General features: G+C 72.3%; 18 protein-coding genes and 1 pseudogene. 8 read left to right on the plus strand and 11 right to left on the minus strand.

The genetic code is table 11. From position 1 onward, the window contains the following. Nucleotides 1-65 precede the first annotated feature (65 nt). Nucleotides 66-290 (plus strand): annotated as a pseudogene (locus IE226_RS15260) (hypothetical protein); the annotation flags it as partial. A gap of 67 nt (nt 291-357) precedes the next feature. Here IE226_RS15260 and IE226_RS15265 read toward each other — a convergent pair. Further along, nucleotides 358-636: a hypothetical protein gene (locus IE226_RS15265; protein WP_190081735.1), complete on the minus strand. Its 279-nt coding sequence runs from the start codon at nt 634-636 to the stop codon at nt 358-360. Nucleotides 637-725: 89 nt separating this feature from the next. After that, nucleotides 726-2216 (minus strand): cytochrome P450, encoded by a 1491-nt coding sequence (locus IE226_RS15270; protein ID WP_190081736.1) that lies wholly within the window; start codon nt 2214-2216, stop codon nt 726-728. A 109-nt stretch (nt 2217-2325) separates the two neighbouring features. Here IE226_RS15270 and IE226_RS15275 point away from each other — a divergent pair, with 109 nt between their 5' ends. Beyond that, complete coding sequence (locus tag IE226_RS15275; protein ID WP_190081737.1) at nt 2326-2937, plus strand: TetR/AcrR family transcriptional regulator; 612 nt, start codon at nt 2326-2328, stop codon at nt 2935-2937. Nucleotides 2938-3223: 286 nt separating this feature from the next. On the opposite strand, the gene IE226_RS15285 is transcribed toward IE226_RS15275, so the two are convergent. The 5 genes from IE226_RS15285 to IE226_RS15305 form a co-directional block, all read right to left on the minus strand. Further along, entirely contained in the window at nt 3224-3421 is a 198-nt protein-coding gene (locus IE226_RS15285) for a DUF5999 family protein (protein WP_190081738.1), read from the minus strand. 123 nt (nt 3422-3544) lie between these two features. Further along, entirely contained in the window at nt 3545-3988 is a 444-nt protein-coding gene (locus tag IE226_RS15290) for a hypothetical protein (RefSeq protein ID WP_190081739.1), read from the minus strand. 5 nt (nt 3989-3993) lie between these two features. Beyond that, nucleotides 3994-4554, minus strand: coding sequence for a hypothetical protein (locus IE226_RS15295; protein WP_190081740.1), 561 nt, complete (start codon nt 4552-4554; stop codon nt 3994-3996). A gap of 412 nt (nt 4555-4966) precedes the next feature. After that, entirely contained in the window at nt 4967-6253 is a 1287-nt protein-coding gene (locus tag IE226_RS15300) for a PucR-like N-terminal domain-containing protein (protein ID WP_190081741.1), read from the minus strand. Between the two features lie 171 nt (nt 6254-6424). Further along, the gene (locus IE226_RS15305) at nt 6425-7738 is read right to left on the minus strand and encodes a lipase family protein (RefSeq protein WP_229870972.1); all 1314 of its coding nucleotides are present in this window, start codon (nt 7736-7738) and stop codon (nt 6425-6427) included. A 156-nt stretch (nt 7739-7894) separates the two neighbouring features. Here IE226_RS15305 and IE226_RS15310 point away from each other — a divergent pair, with 156 nt between their 5' ends. Then, a complete protein-coding gene (locus IE226_RS15310) occupies nt 7895-9181 on the plus strand; it encodes an AMP-binding protein (protein WP_190081742.1) in 1287 nt (428 codons plus the stop codon). A gap of 25 nt (nt 9182-9206) precedes the next feature. On the opposite strand, the gene IE226_RS15315 is transcribed toward IE226_RS15310, so the two are convergent. After that, on the minus strand, nt 9207-10655 hold the full coding sequence (locus IE226_RS15315; protein ID WP_229870974.1) for an MFS transporter: 1449 nt from the start codon (nt 10653-10655) through the stop codon (nt 9207-9209). Between the two features lie 288 nt (nt 10656-10943). Between IE226_RS15315 and IE226_RS15320 the strand changes: the two genes are divergently transcribed. From IE226_RS15320 to IE226_RS15330, 3 genes are read left to right on the plus strand one after another with little or no spacing between them, the layout of a single operon-like run. Further along, nucleotides 10944-12728: a fatty acyl-AMP ligase gene (locus tag IE226_RS15320; protein ID WP_190081743.1), complete on the plus strand. Its 1785-nt coding sequence runs from the start codon at nt 10944-10946 to the stop codon at nt 12726-12728. Continuing rightward, the gene (locus IE226_RS15325) at nt 12725-16963 is read left to right on the plus strand and encodes a type I polyketide synthase (RefSeq protein ID WP_190081744.1); all 4239 of its coding nucleotides are present in this window, start codon (nt 12725-12727) and stop codon (nt 16961-16963) included. The genes IE226_RS15320 and IE226_RS15325 overlap by 4 nt, the downstream gene beginning before the upstream one ends. 58 nt (nt 16964-17021) lie before the next feature. Further along, entirely contained in the window at nt 17022-18053 is a 1032-nt protein-coding gene (locus tag IE226_RS15330) for an alpha/beta hydrolase (protein WP_190081745.1), read from the plus strand. Here the strand turns inward: IE226_RS15330 and IE226_RS15335 are convergent. Continuing rightward, nucleotides 17995-18981, minus strand: a complete 987-nt coding sequence (locus tag IE226_RS15335; RefSeq protein ID WP_190081746.1) for an acyl-CoA desaturase — start codon at nt 18979-18981, stop codon at nt 17995-17997. The genes IE226_RS15330 and IE226_RS15335 overlap by 59 nt on opposite strands. Before the next feature lie 200 nt (nt 18982-19181). On the opposite strand from IE226_RS15335, the gene ccrA reads away from it, so the two are divergent. Beyond that, nucleotides 19182-20456, plus strand: a complete 1275-nt coding sequence (ccrA, locus tag IE226_RS15340; protein WP_190081747.1) for a crotonyl-CoA carboxylase/reductase — start codon at nt 19182-19184, stop codon at nt 20454-20456. 32 nt (nt 20457-20488) lie between these two features. On the opposite strand, the gene IE226_RS15345 is transcribed toward ccrA, so the two are convergent. Then, on the minus strand, nt 20489-20944 hold the full coding sequence (locus IE226_RS15345) for a hypothetical protein (RefSeq protein ID WP_229870976.1): 456 nt from the start codon (nt 20942-20944) through the stop codon (nt 20489-20491). A gap of 2 nt (nt 20945-20946) precedes the next feature. After that, complete coding sequence (locus IE226_RS15350; protein ID WP_190081851.1) at nt 20947-22254, minus strand: polysaccharide deacetylase family protein; 1308 nt, start codon at nt 22252-22254, stop codon at nt 20947-20949. A 213-nt stretch (nt 22255-22467) separates the two neighbouring features. On the opposite strand from IE226_RS15350, the gene IE226_RS15355 reads away from it, so the two are divergent. Continuing rightward, a complete protein-coding gene (locus IE226_RS15355; RefSeq protein ID WP_229870978.1) occupies nt 22468-24279 on the plus strand; it encodes an ABC transporter ATP-binding protein in 1812 nt (603 codons plus the stop codon). Nucleotides 24280-24320 lie beyond the last annotated feature (41 nt).

Here is a 24320-nt window from a genome sequence, read left to right on the forward strand (position 1 = left end):
CCCGAGCGGCCGAACGGGCAGCTCATCGTGGTCATGACGGAGCCACGGCGTGGAAGCCTGCAGACATGACCGAAAGCGCGCATCTGTATATGGCGAACCCCCGGATCACGGTCCTTGGCGTCAACCCCGGCCGACCACCCTTCCGCATCGTGGAGCTCGACGGGGAGGTGGTCGGCGAGGCGAGGGAACTCGTGGACGTCCTGGAGGTTGCCGCCCAGGCGGGTCTCGTCGTGCACGACGTGGACGACCCGGATCTGGTGCGCTGGGTGGGCGGCGACAAATTCACCTGGAAGCCGAAGGAGTCGGCGGAGCCGAGTGGATCGACGGACCCCGGGGGACGCGACGCGGCCACGGACGTCACGGCACCGAGGGGATCGACGAGGGCGAACTAGCCGGGGCGGGGCCCGGCCGGAGATCGGGGCGGTCGGGCTCGAGGTCGTAGATCCTGTTCAGGAGTTCGGCTTCGTTGCCCGTCAGGCCTGCCCTGCGCAGGGCTTCGTCCGCCTCCGCGATGGGTCCTGCGAGCAGCGTGGCCGCCGCGGCCGGCGAGGGACCGGACAGCGCGGCGCGTGCGGTGTGCAGCAGCCGCAAGCAGGCCTGGGCGGCGGCCAGTTCGGCTGTCGGCGTGTTGGTCATGTCGAGAGCTCCTCTGCGCGGGGTCACAAGGACCGATGGCTCGCACCGGTGGACCCTCCACTCTTGCGCACGGGTCTGACAATCGAGCCCTAGGCGGCCCTGGCGCGGCGGGTGAGGCGCAGCGTGAGCCCTTCGGGCATGAGGGTGAGGCGCTCGACGATCCGCAGTCGGTAGCCGGGATCGGCGTGCAGGTCGTAACGGCGCAGGAGCAGTCCGAGGACCAAAGTCGCCTCGTGCAGCGCGAACTGACGGCCGATGCAGGCCCTGGCACCCGTGCCGAACGGTTTGAAGACATGGGCGGGCCGCGCGCGTACCGCCGAAGGGGTGAACCGGTCGGGGTCGAACTCCTCGGGTCGCTCGCCCCACGCCGCCGGATCACGGTGGAGCAGCGTGGCGAGGACGAGCGCCCAGGCGCCCTCGCGCAGAGGGTGTTCGCCGCCGATGGTCGTGTCGTGCCGGGCCTGCCGGGAGAAGCCGGGCGCGGTCGGCCACAGCCGCAGCGACTCGTCGAGCACGCGGCGCAGATAGCGGAGCTTGGCGACCTGCTCGTACGCGGGCTCCTGCGCGTCGCCCCAGACCTGGTCGACCTCCGCCCGGGCGCGGGCCAGGACTTCGGGAGAGCGCGCGAGGTAGTGCAGCGCGAACGACAGGGCGCCCGAGGTCGTCTCGTGCCCGGCGACCAGGAAGGTGATGACCTGGCGCCGGATGTTCTCGGCGGAGAGCCGCTCGCCGGTCTCGGGGTGGGCGACCTCCAGCATCCGGTCGAGCAGATCGCCGTCGCCGGGGCCCGACGCGGCGCGGCGTGCGGCCACCACGTCGTCGACGGTGCGGTTGAGGAAGTCCATGTCGGCGGCGTTGCGCCGGGTGGCGCCGCGCAGCACCAGCGGGGCGAGCGCGGGCGGTACGACGTTGCGGCGCTGGGCGTAGGTGAGCGTGCCGACCATGGCCGACACGAAGGGGTGGGGCCTGGATCGCTCGAAGGAGCCGAAGTCGTGCCCGAAGCCGGTGCGGGCGATCGTCTCCAGGGTCAGTTTCGTCATGTCGCCGGGCACGTCGACGGGCCGTCCGGCCTTCTCCCGCGCGTCCCAGTGGTCGGTCAGCTGCCGGGCGACGTCCAGCATCAGCGGGTGGTAGCCGGCCATCGCCTCACGGCTGAAACCCGGCGCGAGGATGTCGTGCGCGAGCTGCCAGTTGGGCTCGTGGTTGTACGCGGTGAACAGGCCGTCCCCGGCGACCGGCCGCAGATTGGCCACGCCGAGGCCGACATGCTTGGCGAACCGGGACTCGTCCGCCAGCTCGGCCGCGAGTTCGGCGCCCCAGACGAAGACGATCTCCTTGCCGAAGGCCTTGCGGCGGAATATCGGCCCCAGACTGCTGCCGATCCGCATCGAATCCTGCACGGGTGTACGGGCATTGGCGCCCAGGACGTCGCCGATCAGCGGCAGGCGGCGCGGCGGATGCGGGATGAGGTCGAGGCGCGGCCACCCGAGCTCGGCGCTGCGGAACCCCTTGGGAGGACCGGCGGGGCCGGACTTCCCGGCGCCCGCCGCCACCTGCGATGTCTGCGACACCTGCGCCATATGTGCCATCTCCCTTGTGCCGCAGACCCGTTGAGCCTGTTGTACGCGGATTCAATAAGGGGTCCCAGTCTGGTCCCGCTGTTGAATCCACGTCAAGTAAGGTTTTGCCATGGCCGCGAAACCGCAGGAGCGCACGCGCCGCAGGCTCAGCACCGAGGAGCGCAGGGAGCAGCTTCTCTCGGCGGGGGCGCGGCTCTTCGCCCAGAACCCGTACGACGACGTCTGGGTCGAGCGGGTGGCGGAGATCGCCGGAGTCTCGCGCGGCCTGCTGTACCACTATTTCCCGACGAAGAGTGACTTCTTCGCCGCGGTGGTGCAGCGCGAGAGCAAGCGGATGCTGCGTCTGACGGCGGCGGTGCCCGGCGTGCCGGTCCGCGACCAGATCTGCACGGGCCTCGACACGTTCCTCGCGTACGTCGAATCGCACGCGGAGGGTTTTCGTGCCTTCCACCGGGCGGAGGAGACCGGCGACGCCACGGTCCGCAGGATCTACCGCGAAGGCCTGGCCGCCCACGAGGACCAGATCCTGGCGGCCCTGGCCGCCGACCCGGAGACGGCGTCCTCGCACCACGAACTGCCCACCCTGCGCCTGGCGGTGCGCGGCTGGCTCGCCTTCATGGTGGCCGTCTGCCTGGAGTGGCTCGAAGAGCCGGAACTGCTGCCGCGCGCACAGGTGCGGGACCTGTGCGCACGGGCACTGCTCGGCGCGATCGCGCCCTGACACTGCCCACGCCGGGCGGCCCCCGACGACTTCCCGCGCCTGGTGTCGCAGACCGTATCCGGCGACAACTTCCCCGAGGGCGCGCCGCTCGTCGTCCGTGTGCTGTGGGCGGCCCGCTGGAAGATCGGGGCGTTGCCGGTGTGGGACCGCCCGAAGAGCGGCATGGGTTCCCGGGTCGCCTCGCTCCGGGACAGGCTGCCGGACGACCTGCGCGAGGCGCCGAAGGGCCCGGAGTCCGCGGCGTTGCCGCTCGCCCCGGTCCATCTGCTCAAGGACGAGTTGGCGGTCAGGCCGCCATCGCCATCGCCAGCGGCCTGGTCGCCGCCACGACGCGTCCGTCCGGCAGCAGCTCACCGGAGTCGTCGAAGACGATCGTGCCGTTGCACAGCAGGTTCCAGCCCTGTTCGGGGTGGGCGGAGAGAATCCTGGCCGCGAGGTGGTCGGGGCTGTCGGCGGACGGGCAAGGGGGCTGGTGGGCGCACATGGTGTACCTCCGGGTGGGGGTCGCGAACCTTGCGCGCGGCCCGGTCTTGTTCGGTTTCTCTTGGTACGAGTCATGACTCCCCGAAAGGCGCCGACTCATCGCCCGCAGAGGCTACTTGCCACGTCAGTCGGGGAGAAAACCGGCCCGGAAGTGCGCCAGGAGCGTGGTACGCGACGAGGCGTCCGCGTCCGTCAGGCGACCCGCCGCCCAGAGGAAGAAGTCGTCCGCCTCCGCGTCGATCCAGTCGTAGGCCGGGTCGAAGGGACCGGGATCCGGCGCGGGGTAGCGGAGTTCGAGGGCTGCTCCCCGCGCGTCCCGGACGGTGAAGCGCCGGGAGCCGTCCGGGGCGACGGACTGGCGGACCGTCACCGCGGCGCAGTCCCAGCGGCGCCGCCCGTACTGGAGCCAGAGGACCGGCACCGCGTCGGACGGGTCGGCGTACAGCGCCGCCGCCTCGTCGGCCACGTGGACGAAGCCGTGGCAGCGGCCGGACGCGGGGGAGAGGAGACCCGTCGCCGGGTCCAGGGCCCACGTCCGTCCGTGGCGGTCGTAATCCCGCAGCAGCATGGTGGTCAGCCGCGCGGCGGGATGCCGAGTTCCTTGTCGACGGCGGCGCTGGTGCGGTTCGACGCCTCGATGACCTTCGCCCAGCTGCCGTACTTCATGAACTGCTGGTCCGCGGTCGGGCCGAGCGGGTTGCCGTACTTCTTCATGTTCCGCTGCTCCAGGGCCTCTACCGCCTCGGGGGTCATTCCGGCGCGGGTGATGTCCTTGGCCTCGTTGCGCATGGCGACGAGGACGCGGGCGATCTCCTCGTCGGAGCGGCCCTCCTCGTGCATACGGTCCGCCACCTGCTCCATGGTGTCCAGGAGTTGGTGATAGCGCAGCCGCACCTCGCGCGCCCGCTCCCGCTCCTCCGGAGTCATCTGCCGGATCAGGCAGACCGCGGGGTCCTTGCTGGTGCACGGATCGTCGGGCGCGACCGGCGGCGCGAGCACGCTGGTGGCGGCCGGGACGTGCCGCGCCGGCACGTCCGCGCGGGCGTGTGCCGGAGCGAGCAGGGCGCTGCTGAGCGTGGTGAGCAGGGGAAGCAGGAAAAGGACCGCGAGGCGGGTCGCGAGAGGGGCACGCACGTAAGGACTCTCCTTCGCCGGGGGTGGGGACGAAGGGGACATTACGGCCCGATAACGACCGCGGAGGGTCGCTCCCGCGACGCGTATGGGTGACGGTGACGCACGAGGAACGCCCCCGGTACGGTGACGACGCGCCGTCTCACCGGGCCGGACGTCTCCCCGACCCGGACGCCTCACCGGGCCGTAGGCCTCACCGGCCCCGGCGTCTCGCCCGGCCGGGTGTCTCGCCTGCCTGGACGCCTCGCCTGCCTGGACGCCTCGCCGGCCTACGCCTCGCTGAGCCGGACACCTCCCGGCCTGGACGCCTCGCCGGGCCGGGGCGCCTTACCGGCCCGGTTGCGTCGCCGTCCTGGACATCTCACCGGCCCGGTCGCCTCACCGGCCCGCCGGTCACCTCACAGCACCCGGCAGCTCACCGCCCCCGGCCTGTCGTGTCCCGTTCGGCCTTGTCCGGGCGCAGGCTCAGTGCGTGCAGTGCCAGCTGCATCTCGAACTGCGCCCCCGGATCGTGCAGCCGGTCGCCGAAGACCTCGTCCAGTTGCCGCAGGCGGTAGCGGACCGTCTGGGGGTGCACCGCGAGGCGCGTGGCCACCTCGCTGGCGTTGTGTCCGCAGCGCAGCCAGCACAGCAGGGTCTCGGCGAGGCGCTCGCGCTGCGGTGAGCGCACCTCTTCCAGGGGCAGCAGGTGCCGTTGGGCGAGCGCGTCGATCAGCGCCTCGTCGTGGAAGAGCAGCAGCGTCGCCAGATGGTCCGCGCAGTGCAGCAGGCCCGCCGGGGGCAGGATGCCGCGCCGGGACAGCTCCAGGGCGTCGAGCGCCCAGCGCCGCGAGCGCGCCCCCTCGTGCAGCGCGACCGTGGGGCCGACGACCGCGCGCAGCCCTTGCAGCGCGGCGGCGATCGTGCGGGCCCGGCCCGGCCCTTCCGGATCGGGCACCACGATGCAGCCGGGCTGCTCGCTGAAGCGCGCGAGGAACTCCGGCGGCACGATGGGGCTGATGGACTCCGGGGTGAGGGCGTGCTCGATGACGACAACGGCCACCTCGCGCGGGATGGGCCACTGCGCGGCCTGCGCGAGATCCGCGATCGCCTCCGCCGACGCGGGCGGATCGACGGTGAGGAGGTCGATGAGCCGGGCACGGCGCTGCTGGAGCTCGCCCGCCGCGTGCAGCCTGGCCTCGGTGTAGCCCGCCGTCGTGGCCGCGGCCATCTCGTCCAGGTGCAGGAACAGCGCCTCGCCGAAGGCGGCGAGGACATGCCGTGGCAACAGGTCGGCGTCGACCATGGCGTTGACCCGGCGCCAGGTGACGCGCGCGCCCAGGCGCAGTGCCGACTGGAAGGAGTCGAGGCTGCGGCCCTCGTCCGCCTCGCCCCTGCCGATGTTCTGGTACGTGGCCTTCACCGACTCCCAGTCGGTGTCCGGGTGGGCCATCCGGGCCAGGAATCCCTCGAGGGCCTGTTCCACGCCCCGGTGCACGACATGCATGTAGGTGTCGTCGGTCGGGCGCGCGTACTCCGGTATCTCCGTGCGGATCGCCCGCACCACCTCGGCGGTGATGTCGTCGAGGAACGGTCGCACGTGATCGTGGAGGCCCGAGGGGAAGGCTCTGAACGCCGCGGACGACTCCTCGGCGGGGGTGCCCGCGGGTGCGGGTGCGCCTGCCGGGGGTATGCCGGCGGGCAGCGTCGAACCGTTCACCATGGGGGTGCTCCCTCTGCGCGCGGGGGACAAAGGTTTGGTGAAGATACCGCCGCGGGTGCGTGGCGGCCCATCAAGTACGGACAGACATGATGCTGCCTCTTGTCACCCGTGTGACAAGAGGCAGCGCGCGCCGGCTCACTCAGGAGAGCAGGCGGCTTCTCGCGAACCAGCTCATGGCAGCAGGCAGTTGCCGAACTCAGGTTTCCCTTCGAACCGGTCGCCGAGCCACTTGACCGTGTCGTCCTTCGCCAGCTGATCGGTCGTCAGATGCTCGCCGGGGTAGACCTTCCACCGGGTGGTGATGTCCGCCTCGCAGTACGCCTTGCGCGTCGCGTCCTCGGTCTCGATCGGAACGACTTCCTCCAGCGCGCCGCGGTACTGCAGGACGGGGAAGCCGATCTCGTACGTGGCGCCGGAGCCCGCGCGGCCGATGCCGGTGCCGAGCTTCTGCTCGTCGACGACCTGGCCCCATGTCCTGCCGTCCGTTCCCTTGAGCGCGTAGAGCTGCTCCAGGCTCAGGCCGTCCTTGGTGTTGTCCTCGATCCGCTGGCCCGCGAGGGTCGAGATCGTGCCAAGGAGACAGTGCGACCTGGCCTTTCTCAGGGTCTCCTTGCCCTGCTCGTTCATGAGCTCCTCGAAGGGCATCCGCGGGTGCGACGAGGACAGGCCGAGCACGGCGTCGACCAGGAAGCCCGCGAACGGGCCGCCGTTGAGCGACTTGGCGACCACCTTCAGGTCGCCGGGCACACCGCCGGACGCGTCGCCGACGATGTCCAGTTCAGGGGCGTACGACGCCGCGAGCTGGGCGGCCCACAGGCTGGCCGCCCCGCCTTCGGAGTACCCCCACAGGCCGACCTTCGTCTTGGGGTCGAGGCCGCTGCCGGGGATCGCGGACGCGCTGCGCACGATGTCGAGGAGCGCGTGCCCGGCGTCGGCGCCCGAGACGTACGGGTGGGTCTGGCCGTCCAGATAGCCCGCGCCGTCGGTCGCGGCGACGGCGTATCCGGCCTTCAGGAGTGCCGCGATGTTCTCGCCCTCGTACTCGTCCTGGAACGCGCCAGCGAGCTGCTTGGAGAACGCGCACTGCGGACCGAGCCCCAGCGTCCCCGGGTTGAAGGCGACGACGGGACGACTGCCCCGGCCCGTCCACCGGGCGTCCGGCACGGCGACGGTGCCGGAGACCGCGACCGGCTTGCCCGCGTTGTCCTTCGAGCTGTACTGGACCTTCCACGCGCGCATCGGGACGTTGCCCGGCACGTGGGGGAGTGCGGTCGCCCGGCAGGCGATGACGCTGCCGGGATCGCTCGGCACGGAACCGGGCACCTGGTAGATCCGCGCGTCCGGTGCGTCGCACGCCGCCGACGCGTCCGGGGCAGCGGCGGCGCCCGCCGTCAGGGCCGGCACGCCGAGACCCGTGCCCGCCAGGGCGACGGCGGCGGTCAGCGCGAGCAGCCTCTTCTTCCGTTTCGCTCTTGGCCAGGGCACGGCGTTGCTCCTTCGGGTCGAGGGTGTTTGCGGTGCACGCCGTGAAGTTACGGAGCGGTAACCAGGCGTCGATAGTCAGTGGAGCCACAGCCAGCCGCGCCCGAACTGTGCGCGGGGCACAAGTGGCGGCCCGGTCTCCTGCGCCACGATCAGGTCATGACCGAGTCACAGGTGACGGCCCCGGACGCGCGACCGTGGCTCCGCTTCTACGCCGCCGGGGTGCCGCACCGTCTCCAGGTGCCCGACGTCACGATCCCCGGCCTGCTCGACGCGGCGGCCCGGCGCCACGGAGCCAGGACCGGCTTCCGGGGGCTGCACCGTGCGGCGGGCGCATGCGCCGAGACGTTGCGGAGGCGGGGCATCCGGTACGGCGACCGGGTGGCGTTGGTGCTGCCCGGCTGCCCGTGGTTCGCGGTGGCGTGGCATGCGGTGCTGCGGCTCGGGGCGGTCGCGGTGGCGATCGATCCGGCGGCGTCCCGGGCAGTGCTGCGTCATCAACTGGCGCACTCCGGCGCGGTGTTGGTGGTGGCATGCGCGTCGGCGGGGGAGCGGCTCGACGCGGTGCGCGCCGACACCCGCGTACGCGACGTGGTCACGGTCCCGGACGACGGGGAGTGGCCGGGCGGCAGCCGGCCACGGAAGCCCGCCCGGACGGAGCCCGGCGCGGGCGGCCCGCGGCCGGGCGACCCGGCCGTCCTCGCGTACGCCACTGCCGAAGGCCCCGCCGCGGTGCTCACGCACGCGAACCTGGTCGCTGCGGCTCACCAACTCGCGCTGTGGCACCCGCAATTGCGCACAGGACGGGAAACGGCCCTGGCCGTCACGCCGTTGTGGCAACCGCACGGGCTGCTCTTCGGCCTGACCGCTCCCCTGCTCACCGGATCGCGCACGATTCTCCTGCCGGACCCCGAGCCGCAGGCGCTCCTGCGCACGGCGCGCCGCCGCAAGGCGACTCTCCTGTCGGCCGGACCCGCCGACTGCCGGCGCCTCCTCCGGCGCCCCGCCCATGAGTTGGAGGCCCTTGCCACGGTGCGCACCTGGCTGACCGAGACGCTGGACGCCGAAACCGCCGACCGCATCCGGGGCTCGGTGGACGCGGTGCTCGTCGAGGGTTACGGCATTCCGGCGGCGGCGGGCGCCGTCCTGGCCAACCCGCACGGCGCCAACGCCCGGCCCGGCACGTCAGGGCTGCCCCTGCCCGGTACCGAGGTCCGCATCGGCCGGGAAGGCGCTCCGGAGGTCGGGCTGCCGTCGGGGCATGCCGGTGAGCTCCTGGTGCGGGGGCCGCAGGTGTGCGCGGGCTACTGGGGCGACCCGGCGGAGACGGCGCGGCGGCTGCTGCCGGGCGGGTGGCTGCGTACGGGCGACGTCGCCGTCATCGGCCCGGACGGCTATGTGACCGTCATCGGCGGCACGGGCGCCGCGCTGCACGGAGAGCAGTGATCACCGATGCGATGAAGGGCCGGGGTCACGACCGCACCGGGCGGCTGCCGCGCCCGATCCCGGAAGGAGCCCCCGGCCGCCGGTGCCGTGCGGGCCGCCGCAGTGTTGTGGCGGTGACGACGGCCCCCAGCAGGACGCAGCAGGCGGCCAGTTGCAGGCCCGTGTCGTAGCCGTCGAGGAAGGCGCTGCGCGGATCGGCGCCGTCTTGCAGCGCCGTACGCTCCGTGCGGGTCAGGACCACGCCGACCAGGACCACTCCGAACACCCCGGAGATCTCGCGGGCCGCGCTCACGAGGCCCGAGGCCATGCCGGTGCGTGTCGCGGGGACATCGGCGACCGAACGTACCGTCAGCGGGGTCGTCAGGGCCGAGCCCGCGCCGATCAGGAGCAGCCCCGGCTGCAGATCCCAGTACTGCGCGTGAAGACCCGTCCCCGACACCCACACGAGCCCGCCGGCGACCAGGACGAGACCCCCTGCGATCGACCAGTGCGCCCCCACCGCCTTGGCCGCACGCTCGGCGAACGGCGTCGTCACGAGCAGCGCACCGGCCAGCGGCAGAAAGGCCAGGCCCGCCTTGGTGGGGGAGAAGCCGAGCACGCGCTGGAGATAGAGCGCGGTGAAGAAGAACACGCCGTTGACGCCGATGCCCCACAGCACCTGGGCCGCCGCGCCCCCGCTCAGCGAACGGTTGCGCAGCAGCCGCAGATCGATCAGCGGCAGGAAGGTGCGCGACTCGACGACCAGGAACGCGATCCCGGTGGCCGCCGAGAGCCAGAGGCAGAGCGGTACGGGTGGCGTGCCGAAGCTGTGCTCGCCGCCTCTGACCAGGCCGTAGGTGAGGAGGAAGAGCGAGGTCGCGGACAGCGCGACACCCGGCAGATCGAGCAGCGGCAGCAGGCCGTGCCGTACGCGGGAGACGGCCCGCGGGACGGCGGGCACCAGGAGCAGGGCGAGGACGCCGAAGGGGACGTTGAGCAGGAACACCCAGCTCCAGTCCCACCGTTCGGTGACGAAACCGCCCACGACGGGCCCGAGCGCGAGGGCGACGGCGAGCGCCGCCGTCCACAGGCCGACCGCCATGGCGCGTCTGCGCGCGGGCAGATCGGCGGCGACCACCGCGAGCGAGGCCGGGATGACGAGCGCCGCGCCCACGCCCTGCACCGTGCGCGCCGCGATGAGCGTCCCGCCGCTGTCCGCGAGGGCCGCCGCCAGTGAGGCCGCGGTGAAGACGACGATCCCCGCCGCGAGGACGACCCGCCGGCCGAGCAGATCCGTCAGCCTGCCCCCGGCCGGAAGGAGCGAGCCGAAGCTCAGTACGTAACTGGTGGCCACCCACTCCAAGTCGGTCACCGTCAGGCCGAGGTCGCGCTGCACGGTCGGCAGGGCCACGTTGATGACGGTGTTGTCCAGCGTCGTGATGAAGCCTGCCAGGGCCAGCATCGCCAGCAGAGCGGTCAGCCTGCCCCGTCCCACGTGCGGCTCCCCTCGATCGCGATGCGGTTCCGCTGCCGGATTCTCCGGGGCGGGCCCGGGCGGTGGCTGCTGCCCGCGACGCCGAATCGGACCCAGGGCCTTGTCAGAGAAGTGACAGAGGGTGTCAGACGATCTGTCAGCAAGCCGTCTTACTCAGTAGTCACATCCGGGCGGAACCTGGTGCACCGCTCATCCGATCCCGCACAGCCCGTACCCGGTCCCCGCAAAGCCCGCCCCGGCCCCCCGCAAGCCCGTCCCCGGTCCCCGCGCTGTCCAGTTGGAGCCGCCATGTCCAGCCCCGAGAACCCACAGCAGCCCGAACTCCCGTTGCTGACCGACCACTTGGCGCACTGGGTCGCCTGCCGTCCGCACCAGCGCGCCTTCACCTACGTGGAGTTCCCCGGACCGTCGTCGCCCGGCCTGCACCACACGCTGGGCTGGCAGGGCCTCGACGTCCGCGCCCGCGCGCTCGCCGGACGCATCGCGGCCACCGCCGGACCCGGCGAGCGGGTGGCCCTGCTGCTCCCGCAGGGCCTGGACTACACGGCGGCGTTCCTGGGCTGTCTCTACGCGGGCGTGATCGCGGTGCCGCTGTTCGGCCCCGAACTGCCCGGACACGAGGGCAGGCTGGCGGCCGTCCTCGCCGACTGCGAACCCGCGTGTGTCCTCGCCGACGAGCGCAGTGCCGCAGGGGTCGCGCGGTTCACGGCCGAGCAGGGGCTGCCGCCGGTACCGGCGCTGCTGGTGGACCGGCACGACGAGCGGCCCGAGGCCGCCCTTCCGGAGCGGATCGCACCGGACGACATCGCCTACCTCCAGTACACCTCCGGTTCCACACGCAGCCCGGCGGGCGTCGTGATCAGCCACGCCAACGTCGTGGCCAACGCCCGCCAGGCCATCGAGGCGTTCGCGGCCGACGCGCGGAGCAACACCACGGTCGGCTGGCTGCCGCTCTTCCACGACATGGGCCTCGTCCTGAGCGTGGCCGCGCCCGTCGTCGGCGGCTTCCCCTCGGTCCTCATGGACCCGGTCGCCTTCCTGGAGCAGCCGGTGCGGTGGCTGCGGCTGCTCGCCTCGTATCCCGGCACGATCAGCGCCGCCCCCAACTTCGCCTACGACTACTGCGCGAGCCGCATCGACGCGGACGAGGCGGCCGAACTGCGCCTCGGCCGCGTCAAGGTCCTCATCAACGGCAGCGAACCGGTGCGCCCCGGCACGGTCGACCGCTTCCGCGACGCGTTCGCCGACGCCGGGCTCGCACCCGAGGCGCACTGCCCGGCCTACGGACTCGCCGAGGCCACCGTGTTCGTCACGACCGACACGTTCGGCGCACCGCCCACGGTCCTGGCCTGCGATCCGCTCGCCCTGAGCGAGGGGAGGCTGGACGTGAGGGAGCCGACGGACCCTGATGCCGCCCAATTGGTTGCCTGCGGCACCCCTGCGGGGCAGGAGCTGCGCATCGCCGACCCGGCGACCGGCGCCGCACGCGGTCCGGGCGAGGTCGGCGAGATCCTGCTGCGCGGGCCCAACATCGGCCTCTGCTACTGGAAGCGCAGCGGACTCTCCGAGGAGGTGTTCGGCGTCCGCCCGCCCGACACCGCGGGGGACGACGGCGAGGCCGGCTGGCTGCGCACCGGCGACCTCGGCGCGCTCCACGACGGGCGGCTCTACGTCACCGGGCGGCTCAAGGACCTGATCATCGTCGACGGCCGCAACCACTACCCCCAGGACATCGAGGAGACCGTGCAGTCGGCCGTCGGCCTCGTACGCAGGGACCGGCTCGCCGCGTTCTGCGTGCCCTGGACGGGCACGGAGACCGACGTCCTGGTCGTGGTCGCCGAACACCGGCGCGGCGCCGAGCCCACGGAAGCGGACCTCATCGCCGCGCAGCGCACCGCCACGGCCGCCGTATCGGCCCGGCACGGCCTGCGGCTCGCCGAACTCCTGCTCATCGCGCCGGGCTCGCTGCCCCGCACGAGCAGCGGCAAGGTCGCCAGGGCGGCGGGCCGTGCGCGCTACCTGCTCGGCGCGTTCGGCGAGGGGGGCCGCGGCGTGGCGGAGGACGCACGATGAGCGCGGTGGGCCGAGCGGAGATACGGGCCGCGGTCGTCGACAGCCTCGGCGCCTGGTACGGCCTTGCGGCCGGGGAGATCGACGACGACCGCCCGCTGGCGGAGCTGGGCCTCACCTCCCGTGACGCGGTCGTGCTGACCGCGCGCCTCGGCGACCTCGCGGGCACCCGGCTGCCCGCGACGCTGCTCTGGGAGGCGCCGACCATCGGCGCGCTCGTGGAGTGGGTGGAACGGGGTGAGCCGGAGCACGGCGGGGCGCCGCCGGACACGGGGCGGACCGGAGTGCCGTCCGGGGGAGAAGAGGGCGCGGCGCAGGCCGCGGGAGACGATGTACCAGGTGGGGGTGAGGGCGCGGCACGGGTCGCGGTCATCGGCATCGGCTGCCGGCTGCCCGGCGACGTCACCTCGCCCGCCGCCTTCTGGCAGCTCCTGAGCGAGGGCCGCGACGCCGTGGGCACCGTCGGCGACGACCGCTGGCCGCCCTTCGTGCGCGAGGGGACGAGCCTGCCGGGCGACCTCAGCAGGCACGGCGGCTTCCTCGGCGACGGCAGGCTCGACGGTGTGGCGGGCTTCGACGCCGAGTTCTTCGGCATCGGCGCGGACGAGGCCACCGCCATGGACCCGCAGCAGCGCATGCTCCTCGAAGTCGTCCGGGAGGCCGTCGATCACGCGGCCCTTTCCGTGCCGTCCCTCGCGGGCAGCCGTACCGGAGTCTTCGTGGGCATCAGCGGCAACGAATACGCCCATCTCACCACCGCCGAACCGGAGTCGATCGGCGCCTGGACCTCGCCCGGCGCGGCCCTGAGCATCGCCGCGAACCGCCTCTCCTACCTCCTCGACCTGCGCGGGCCGAGCATGGCGGTCGACACGGCGTGCTCCTCCTCCCTCGTCGCCGTGCACCACGCGGTACGCAGTCTCGGCGCGGGGGAGAGCGACATGGCGCTCGCCGCGGGCGTGAATCTGCTCCTCGCCCCCTCGGTGACCCTGGGCTTCCAGCGGGCGGGGGCGCTGGCCGCCGACGGCCGGTGCAAGGCGTTCGACGCGTCGGCCGACGGCATGGTGCGCGGCGAGGGCTGCGGCGTCGTCGTGCTCAAGCGCCTCGCGGACGCCGAGCGCGACGGCGACCGCGTCCTCGCGGTCATCGAGTCCACCGCCGTCAACTCGGACGGCCGCTCCAACGGCCTGACGGCGCCCAGCGCCCAAGCCCAGCGCACGCTCCTGGAGCAGAGCCATGGCGCCGGGGGCGCAGCCGTGGACTACGTGGAGGCGCACGGCACGGGCACGGCCCTGGGCGACCCGATCGAGGCGGCGGCCCTCTCGGCGGCGCTCGGAGCGGGCCGCGGGCGGGCCGTGGACCAGCCGCTGCTCATCGGCTCGGTCAAGACGAACATCGGCCACCTGGAAGCGGCGGCGGGGATCGCCGGGCTCATCAAGACGGTCCTCGCCCTGCACCACGACGAGATACCGCCCCAACTGCACTTCACCGCCCCGAGCCCGCACGCCGATCTCGACGCTCTGGGTCTGCGTGTCGTCACGGGCCCCGAACCGTGGCCCCGCTACTCGGGCACCGCACGGGCGGGGGTCTCGGCGTTCGGCTTCGGAGGCACGAACGCGCATGTGGTCCTCTGCGAACACCGCGTGCCGCGGGCCCCGCGCCGAGCCGACAGCGCCCCCGCCATCGCCCTGCTCGACGGAGTCACCGAGGACCGTGTACGCGCGTACGCGGGGGAGTTGGCCGCATGGCTGGCCGATCCGCGCAGCCGCTCCGTCCGTCCGGCGGATCTCGCCCGCACCCTTGCGGGCCGCACGGGGCGCGGCCGGCACCGGGCGGCGGTCGTCGCCCGCGGCCGGGAGGAGCTGACCACGGCGCTGGGCCGCCTGGCCGGACGGGAGCCCGACGGACGGGTGGTGGTCGGGGCGCCCGCGGCGGGGGACGGACCCGGCGCGGTGTGGGTGTTCTCCGGGTACGGCTCGCAGTGGGCCGGGATGGGGCGTGAACTGCTCTCTGCTGAACCGGAGTTCGCCGCCGCCGTCGACCGCGTCGAGCCGCTGTTGCGTGACCTGGCAGGTGTCTCGCTGCGGCACTGCATGGCGGCCGGCGCCGATCTGACCTCGCCCGCCGTCGTCATGCCCGCCCTCTACGGGATGCAGGTCGCCCTCGCCGAGCTGTGGAAGTCGTACGGCTTCGAGCCCGCCGCCGTGATCGGCCACTCCATGGGGGAGATCGCCGCGGCCGTCGCCAGCGGCGCCCTCGACGCGGCCACCGGTGCGCGCGTCGTCGCGATCCGGTCACGGCTCCTCGCCGGGCTCACGGGCGGTGCCATGGCCGTGGTGGACCGTCCCGGCGAGGGCATCGAGGCCCTGGCCGCCGACTTTCCTACCCTCCAGGTCGCCGTGCACGCGTCACCGGCGCAGAGCGTGGTCACCGGCTCGGCCGACGATGTACGCGGCCTCATCGACCACGTCACGGGCCAGGGCGGATTCGCCCGCTCCCTGCGTGTGACCGGCGCCGGGCACTCGTCCCATGTGGACCCGCTGCTCGCGGAGTTCGCGCGCGAGCTCGGTGCCGTGCCCCACGCGGCCCCCGGCTGCCGCCGCTACTCCACCGTCCTGGCCGACCCGCGCGATCCGGCGCCCTGCGACGCCGACTACTGGGTGGCCAATCTGCGGCGCCCCGTCCGCTTCAGCCAGGCGGTGCGCGCCGCCGCCGACGACGGCCACCGGGTGTTCGTCGAAGTGGCCCCGCATCCCACGCAGTTGCACCCCCTCACCGAGACGCTGCGGGACGCGGGCGTGGACGGACCGCTGATCCTGCCGACCCTGCGCCGAGACACGGACGACGCGCTCACTTTCCGTACATCCCTGGCATCCCTCCTCGTTCAGGGCTCGGACGCCCCGGCGGCCCGCCGACGACTGCATCCGGGCGCGCGTGTCGCCGACGTACCGCCACCGCGCTGGCGTCACCGCCGCTTCTGGGCGGGAGAGACACCGGGGCCGCGCGAGACGCCACGCCACGCGACGGCGCCGGCCCCCGCCGCCCGCGTCCTGAGCACCCTCGACCGGCTCCGCGGCTGCGTGGCCGACGTCATGGGGTACAGCCCCGACCGCATCGACGCCGACACCCCCCTCACCGACCTGGGCCTGGACTCACTCACCGCGGCACGCGTCCGGACCGCGGTGGAGCGGGAGTTCGGGGTGGCGGTGGAACCGGGCGTGCTGCTGCGCCAGGCGACGCTACGAGGAGTCGCGGAGCTGCTGCCGGACTCCGGGGGCGCCTGGCGTACGCGGGGGGCGTCCCGCGAGGCCCGCGATGCCCACGGCCCCCGCGATGGCGGCGACTCCCGCGACGCCCACGCCTTCCGCCATACCCGCGACGCCCACGACTCCCGCCATACCCGCCACGCCCGCGATCCCCAAGCCCCCCGCGACTCCGTAGGCCCCCTGCGTGTCCTCGCCGACGCGGCCGGTGGCGTCCCCCTCTTTCTGGCCCACGCCGCGGGCGGCAGCTCTGCGGTGTACGCGCGTCTTGCCGAACGCCTGGGCGGGGCCCGGTCCGTGTACGGCTTTGACCGGATGGCTACACCGGAGGATCTCGGGCCCCGCGCGGAGCACTTCGCGCGACGCATCCGCGCGGTGTCGCCCGAGGGCCCCTGGATTGTCGGCGGCTGGTCCTACGGCGGTCTGCTGGCGCAGGAAGCCGCGCGGCTCCTCGCCCGGCACGGCACGGTCAGCGCGTTGGTCCTGCTCGACTCCGTACTGCCCCTGCCCGCGCCCCCCGGCCTGACACCGGTGCAGGAAGCCCGCCGCCGGTACGCCGATTTCGCCGCGTACATCGCCCGCACCTACCGCACGCAACTCCCCCTGCCCTTCGAGGAGTTGGCGCGCCTGGACGACGCCGAGCAGATCGCGCTCGTCATGAAACTCCTGGAGCAGGCCGTGGACCTGCCCCGAGGGGTGCTTGACCATCAACGCACCTCCGCCCTCGACCTGCGCAGCGGCGAACGCCACCGGCCGGGCCCGTACGCGGGCCGGACCCTTCTCTACCGGGCGACCGAGCCGGCCCCGCACACCGTGCGCGACGTCCGCTACGAGAGGGACGACGAAAGCCTGGGCTGGGACGCCCACTGCACCGACCTCACGGTCACTCCGCTGCCCGGTCACCACCTCTCCCTGCTCGACCCCCCGGTCGTGGAAGTCCTCGCCGGACTGCTTGCCCGCGACCTGCCCGACTCCTGATCCGCGCGCCCGATCCCCGCGCGCCGGCCCACCGGCCCGCCCGAGAAGAGGACCGCCCATGCCGCACAAGCACCGCAGACCCCGCAAGAAGCTCGCCGCCCTCGCCGCGGCCACCGCCCTGCTCGCCACCGGCGGCGCCCTGGGCACCTCCACCGCCCAAGGCGCACAAGGAGCGTCCGCCGCGCCACCGGCAGCGGCCAGAGCCGCCGAAGGCCCGCGTGTCGTCGGCGAGAAGTGGCTGGACGCGCGCACCGTCGACCTCACCGTCGCCTCGCCCGCCGTGGGCAAACAGCTGCCCGTACGCGTGATCCTGCCGGCCCGCTTCGAAGAACAGCCCGACCGCACCTGGCCCGTGCTCTACCTGCTCCAGGGCGCCCACGACGACTACACCTCCTGGACCCGCGAGACGGACGTCGAGGAGTTCCTGGCCGACAAGGACGTCATCACCGTGATGCCGTCCTCGGGTCCCACCGGCATCCCCACCGACTGGTGGAACCACGGCAGCCCCACCGCTCCCGACTACGAGGCCTTCCAGGTCCAGGAGTTGCCCGCTCTCCTGCGCGACGCCTACCGCGCGAACGGCAACCGCTCCGTCGCCGGCGTCTCGACCGGCGGCTACGGAGCCATGGCGTTCGCCGCCCGGCACCCCGGCACCTTCGGCGCGGCGGCCTCGTACAGCGGAGTGGTGGACACGACGGCCCTCGGCATGCCGACGGTGATGAACGCCATCGTCGCCCGCGAGCTGCTGCTCCCCACCGCCCTGTGGGGCAGCCCCCTGCTGCACCGCGCGAACTGGAACAGCCACAACCCCGCCGCCCTGGCCGAGCGCCTGGCCGGCACCCGGCTCTATGTCTCACAGGGCAGCGGCATCCCCAGCAGCGACTTCGGCAACCTCGAAGGGGCCGTCCTGGAGGGCACGCTGTGGAACCAGGCCCGTGCCTTCGACCGCAAGCTGGACCGCGCCGGCATCCCGGCGACGGTCCACTTCTACAGCGGGGGCACGCACGCCTGGTCCTCCTGGCAGAGGGAGTTCAAGGCTTCCTGGCCGACGCTCGCGGCGGGCCTTGGGCTTCCTTCGGGGGTGTCCTGACGTCGGCGGCGGAAAGGCGGGCCAGCCTCCGCTCGTCCGGCCAGCGCACGGCGCTCGCCCACGAGGCCAGCTCGAAGAGGCGTATCAGCCGGGCACTGGAGTCGAGCTGGCCGCGCAGCACGCCGTGCCGGGCGGACGTCGGATCGGCGTGGTGGAGGTTGTGCCAGGACTCACCGCCCGAGAGCGGTGCGAGCCACCACACGTTTCCCGAGCGGTCGCGGACCCGGAAAGGCCGGTCCCCGCTGATGTGGCAGATCGAGTTGATCGACCAGGTGACGTGATGGAGCAGACCGATCCGCACGAGCCCGGCCCAGAAGAAGGCGGACCAGGCGGCGCCCGAGTCCCAGCTTCCCTCGCCCCAGAGCCCTCCCGCCACCGCGGGCGCACCGAAGGAGAACAGCACGATCAGTGGCTGCCACCGCGCCACCATGACCAGATCACGGTCGGCGAGGAGGTCGGGGACGTACTTCCGCTGATTGGTCTTGTCGTTGTTGAAGGTCCATCCGACGTGCGCCCACACCATGCCCTTGAGCAGCGCGCGCACAGAGGTGCCGAACCGCCAGGGGGAGTGCGGGTCGCCCGGCTGGTCCGCGAACTGGTGGTGACGGCGGTGGTCGGCGCACCAGGTGATGGCGTCGCCCTCGACGGCCATCGTCCCGGCGACCGCGAGGGCGATCTTCAGGGGGCGGGCCGCCTTGAACGCCTTGTGCGTGAACAGGCGGTGGTAGCCGATGGTGATGCCGTGCACGGCGATGGCGTACATCACCGCGCCGATCACCAGATCGTGCCAGGTGACGCCCCATCCCCACAGGACGACGACGGAGGCGATCACCGCGACGAAGGGAATGCCGACGAACACCCCCACCACGATCCGGTCGCCCGTGCCCATGCGTTCGCCCCAAGCGGCGCTCGCGGTCTCTTCAGCCATGGAATTTCTCACCTTTCAGTGCGGGTGAGCCGGACATTAGCGACGGAAAGAGAGGGGGCTCTACTCGGAAAGTGATGAGTGCGCCGGGGTCCGTTAGCGATCCTGATGAATTGGTGGCTATCTGCTTGTGAGATACGGGATTCGCAAGGAACGTATATCCGCGCCGAACGAATCCGAACCGAAAAGGAGGAACGAACGCCATGGATGTGCTCGCAGAGGCAGTCGTCGCGGGAGCCGGCGCGGACGAACTGCGCCGACTTCCCTTACCCGCCGAATTCACCGCCGCGCATCTGCGGAGGGAGGACGTGGAGAGTTTCACGGGCGTGGCCGACAAAGATGTCCGGAAAACGCTCCATGTGGGAGCGGTCCCGATGCCGGAACTCGCCCCGGACGAAGTCCTGGTGGCCGTCATGGCGAGCGGGATAAATTACAACACCGTGTGGTCCGCGATGTTCGAGCCGATATCGACCTTCGCTTTTCTGCGGCATTTCGGTGCGAAAGGCGGCTGGGCCGAGCGGCACGACCAGCCGTATCACGTGGTCGGTTCGGACGCGGCCGGCGTCGTCGTCCGCACCGGGGCCGGGGTGCGCCGCTGGGCCGTCGGTGACGAGGTCGTGGTCAGCCCGGCCTACGTCGACGACGAGGAACCGGCGACCCACGCCGACGGCATGCTCGGCGACTCCCAGCTGGCGTGGGGCTTCGAGACGAACTTCGGCGGCCTCGCGCACTACTGCGTGGCCCGCGCCAGCCAGCTCCTGCCCAAGGCGGACAAGCTGACCTGGGAGGAGGCAGCCGCCAATCCGCTCTGCGCGGGCACCGCCTACCGGATGCTGATCAGCGACCGCGGCGCGCGCATGACGCAGGGCGACATCGTGCTGATCTGGGGCGCGGCGGGCGGTCTCGGCGCGTACGCCGCGCAGCTCGTGCGCAACGGCGGCGGCATCGCGGTCGGGGTGGTCGGCAGCGAGGAGAAGGCGGAGCGTGCCCGCGCCTTCGGCTGCCACGCGGTGATCAACCGCGCCGAGATCGGCCTGACCGGCGACGCCCCGGCCGATCCGGCGGCGGTCGGCAAGAAGCTCGGCAAGCGGATCCGCGCGGCGGTGGGAGAGGACCCGCACATCGTGTTCGAGCACGTGGGCCGGGCGACCTTCGGGGTGTCCGTCTTCGTGGTGCGCCGCGGCGGCACCGTGGTCACCTGCGGATCGAGCACCGGCTACCTCCACGAGTTCGACAACCGCTATCTCTGGATGCGGCTCAAGCGCGTCATCGGCAGCCACGGGGCCAACCTCCAGGAGCAGGCCGCCGTGGCCCGGCTCCTGGATCTCGGCCACCTCCGGTCCGCCCTGTCGGTGACGTACGACCTCCAGGACGTGGCCGAAGCCGCCCGCCTCGTCCAGGCCAACCGTCACACCGGGAAGGTCGGTGTCCTGGCGCTCGCGCCCCGGACCGGTCTCGGCAGGCGCGGCACCGGGTAGGCGGTCGCGGTCCTACCGGTTCGGCGGACGGTTCAGCGGACCGTCACCCGCAGGACCGGCGAGATGGCGCGGCCACCGACGATGCGCAGCGAGTTGCGCCCCTTCCAGCCCAGCTTGACCCGCATGTTGTACGCCCCGGAGCGCGCCGTGTAGACCGAGGCGGGCAACGACACCCACCACTTGCCCTGCTTCTGCTGCAGCGTGACGCGCGTGCCCGCCCGCATGTGGCGGCCGACTCCGTAGATGCGGAAGTTCTGCCACGCGCGCACGGTGCGCGCGGTGGACTTCGCCGTGAGAGTGGGACGCGGGGCCGCGGCAGCGGCGGCTCCGGGCGCGGCGGCTCCGAAGGCGGTGGTGCCGGGCGCGGGGGACGAGGGGCTCACGGCGCCGGCACCGGCCGCCGCGGGGCCCGTCAGTACGGCCAGGGCCGCGATGCCCGCCACCGACACGTACTTCACCGAGGTGTACTTCAGCTTCAACCGGTTCACGCTCAACTTCCTGTCTCCGTCTCTCTGTTGATGTGTCGCTTGGTCGACTTGCCGAGAAAGCCGCGCCAGCCGCCGTCGGGGCGCTGTCCCACTTCGAGCCGGCGCAGCCTGGCCAGAACGGCCGGGTCCTGGACGTCGAGCCAGTCGACGAACTGCCGGAAGGAGACGAGCCGTACGTCCTCTTTCCCGGACATCCTCTTGAGGGCTTCCTCGACGGCGTCCATATAGATGCCGCCGTTCCAGTCCTCGAAGTGGTTGCCGATGAAGAAGGGAGCGCGGTTGGTCTCGTACGCGCGCCGGAAACCGGCGAGATACGACTGGGTCGCCTGGGTGCGCCAGCCGGGATAGTTGTAGGAGGGCGCCCGCGTCGAATTCTTCGACTGGTTGGCCAGGACGTTGTAATCCATGGACAGGACCTCGAAGCGGTGTCCGGGGAACGGGATCTGCTGAAGCGGCAGGTCCCACACCCCGAGGCGTTTCTCCGGCCACCGCTGCAATCCGCCGGGTGACGAGGAGTCGTAACGCCAGCCGCGTTCACGGGCCACGGGCAGCAGATTGCGCTGGCCGAGGAGGCAGGGGGTGCGGCCGCCGACGAGTTCCTTGTCGTAGTCGAAGGGCAGCGACGGCAGATCGGTCCAGCCGGTATTCGTGCGCCATTGCTGCACGAAGGAGGCGGCCTGGTCGATTTCGCTCTGCCATTGCGCGGGCGTCCAGTGGGCGACGCTTCCGGTGCCGGTGCAGAAGTGTCCGTTGAAGTGCGTGCCGATCTCATGGCCTTCGAGCCAGGCCTGACGGACGTACCCCAGTGTCTCCTTGATGTGGTCGTCGGTGAGATAGCCGATGTCGGACGCGCCGACCGCGTTGTTCGGCGGCTGGTACAGCCGCTTCTTCGACTCGGGCAGGAGGTAGAGCCCGGAGAGGAAGAACGTCATCCGGGCGTCGTGGTCCTCGGCGAGCTTCAGGAAGCGCGGGAAGAGGCCGTTGCCGACCTCGCCGGCGCCGTCCCAGGAGAAGACCACGAACTGCGGGGGCGTCTCGCCCGGCTCCAGGGGGACGGGGGTGTCGGGCTGTTTCGGCTGCTTGCCCGAATACGCCGTCGAGCCGTCGCCGATCGGCTTCTCCGGAGGCTGTTTCTGCGCGCCGTGCCGGCCGCTGTCCGTGTCACGCCCCTGTCCCCGCCCCGGCCCGGACGGCGAGGAGGAGGCCGCGTCCCCGCTTCGCCCTCCCGTCGCACCGCACCCGGCAAGACCCGCGCCCGCCGCCACCGCGAGTCCGAGGCTCAGCGCGTGCCTCCGGCCGACCGAGCGCATACTCACTCCGTTCATTCACTTCCTGGTCGAAAACATGTGTAGACCGCAGGAAGATAAACGAATCAGATGAATGTATGTTTTTTCACCTTTTTGACCCTAGCTGCGTAAGAAGTGAGGGGCCATCAGGGGGTTCGGACGGCCCCGTCACTGGTCAGCCGTCGTTCGATCTGCGTCCGCTCAGGCAGACCGGCCCCCACCGGCGTCCTGTCTGACGTGACCAAGAACGAACCGGAGCAGCAGGCCCACGAGAGACCGGTACGGGAGAGGCTGTCGGCGGGTGAGACCTGGCGGGCGCTCTACCGCTACTTCCGTCCGCACCGCGCTGCCGTAGCACTCGGCGCCCTGTGCACGCTGATCGGCGCGGCGACCGGCCTCGCCCAGCCGCTCGCCGCCAAAGCCCTGGTGGACCGGCTCGGCAGCGACGAGTCGATCGGCGGGATCATCCTCCTGCTCACCGCGCTCGTCGTGCTCGGCACCGCCATCGAGTCCGTCGGCGCGTACGTCCTCGAACGCACCGCCGAATCCGTGGTGCTCGCGGCCCGACGCACCCTCATCGGGCGGCTTCTGCGGCTGCGCCTGCCGGAGGTGGAGCGCACCCAGCCCGGCGACCTGATGTCCCGCATCACCTCGGACACGACCCTGCTGCGCGCGGTCACCACCCAGTCCGTCGTGTCCGCGGTCGCCGGCGGGCTCAGCTTCATCGCGACGATCGTGATGATGGGCCTGATGGACGTCGTCCTGCTCGGCGTCACTCTCGGCGTGATCGTGCTCATCGGAGGCGCGGTGGCCCTGGTGATGCCGAAGATCGCGAAGGCGACGGAGCGGGCCCAGGAGGCGGTCGGCACGATCTCGACCGCCCTGGAGCGCGCGTTCGGCGCGTTCCGCACGCTCAAGGCCTCGGGTGCCGAGGAGCGCGAGACGGCCACCGTGCAGGCCGCGGCGCGGGAGGCGTGGCGGCACGGCGTGCGTTCCGCCAAATGGCAGGCGGTGGCCTGGAGTTCGGTGGGCTTCGCCGTGCAGGTGTCGTTCCTCGCCGTGCTCGGCATCGGCGGTGCGCGGGTCGCCTCCGGCGCGATATCGGTCTCGACGCTCGTGGCGTTCCTGCTGTTTCTCTTCTATCTGATCGACCCGGTCTCCCGGCTCGTCGAGGGCGTCTCGCAGTACCAGGTCGGCTCGGCGGCCATCGCGCGGATCGTACGGGCCGAACGCCTGGAGACGGAGGATGTCGCCGGGTCCGCGGAGCAGGCCGGGCGGCAGGGTCCCGCCGCCGTCCGCTTCGAGGACGTGACCTTCCGCTACCGCGAGGGCCTTCCGTACGTCCATCACGGCGTGAGCTTCGACATTCCCGGCCCCGGCATGACCGCCTTCGTCGGACCGTCGGGCGCGGGCAAGACCACTCTCTTCGGCCTCATCGAGCGCTTCTACGACGCGACGGGCGGTCGCGTCCTGGTCGACGGACGTGGCGTGCACGAGTGGCCGCTGGCCCAACTGCGCTCCGCCATCGGCTACGTGGAGCAGGACGCGCCCGTCCTCGCCGGCACCCTGCGCGAGAACCTTCTTTTCGGAGCGCCCGGCGCGACGGACGAGGAGATCCGGGAGGTTCTTGTGCGGGCCCGTCTCGACGCCCTGGTCGAACGGCTGCCGGACGGTCTGCAGACGCTGGTGGGACACCGCGGCTCGCAACTGTCCGGCGGCGAACGCCAGCGCGTGGCGATCGCCAGGGCGCTGCTGCGCAAGCCGCGCCTCCTGCTTCTGGACGAGGCGACCTCGCAGCTCGACGCCGTGAACGAACTGGCCTTGCGCGATGTCGTCGCCGAGGTCTCCAGGGAGGTGACGGTCCTCGTGGTGGCACACCGCCTCTCGACGGTGACGCTGGCCGACCGGATCGTGGTGATGGACGCGGGCCGGGTCCGCGCCTCCGGCACCCACGAGGAGCTGGTCGCGGCCGATCCGCTGTACGGGGAGCTGGCGGCGACGCAGTTCCTCGCGACGGGCGAGGACGGCATGATCCGCCCCGGCCGTTGACAATCGCCGGACCCGCACGCGGACTTCGGGGTTGGATGACG

Origin of the sequence: Streptomyces longisporoflavus (assembly GCF_014649775.1) — a bacterium.
In the GTDB taxonomy this organism is placed as follows: Bacteria; Actinomycetota; Actinomycetes; order Streptomycetales; family Streptomycetaceae; genus Streptomyces; species Streptomyces longisporoflavus.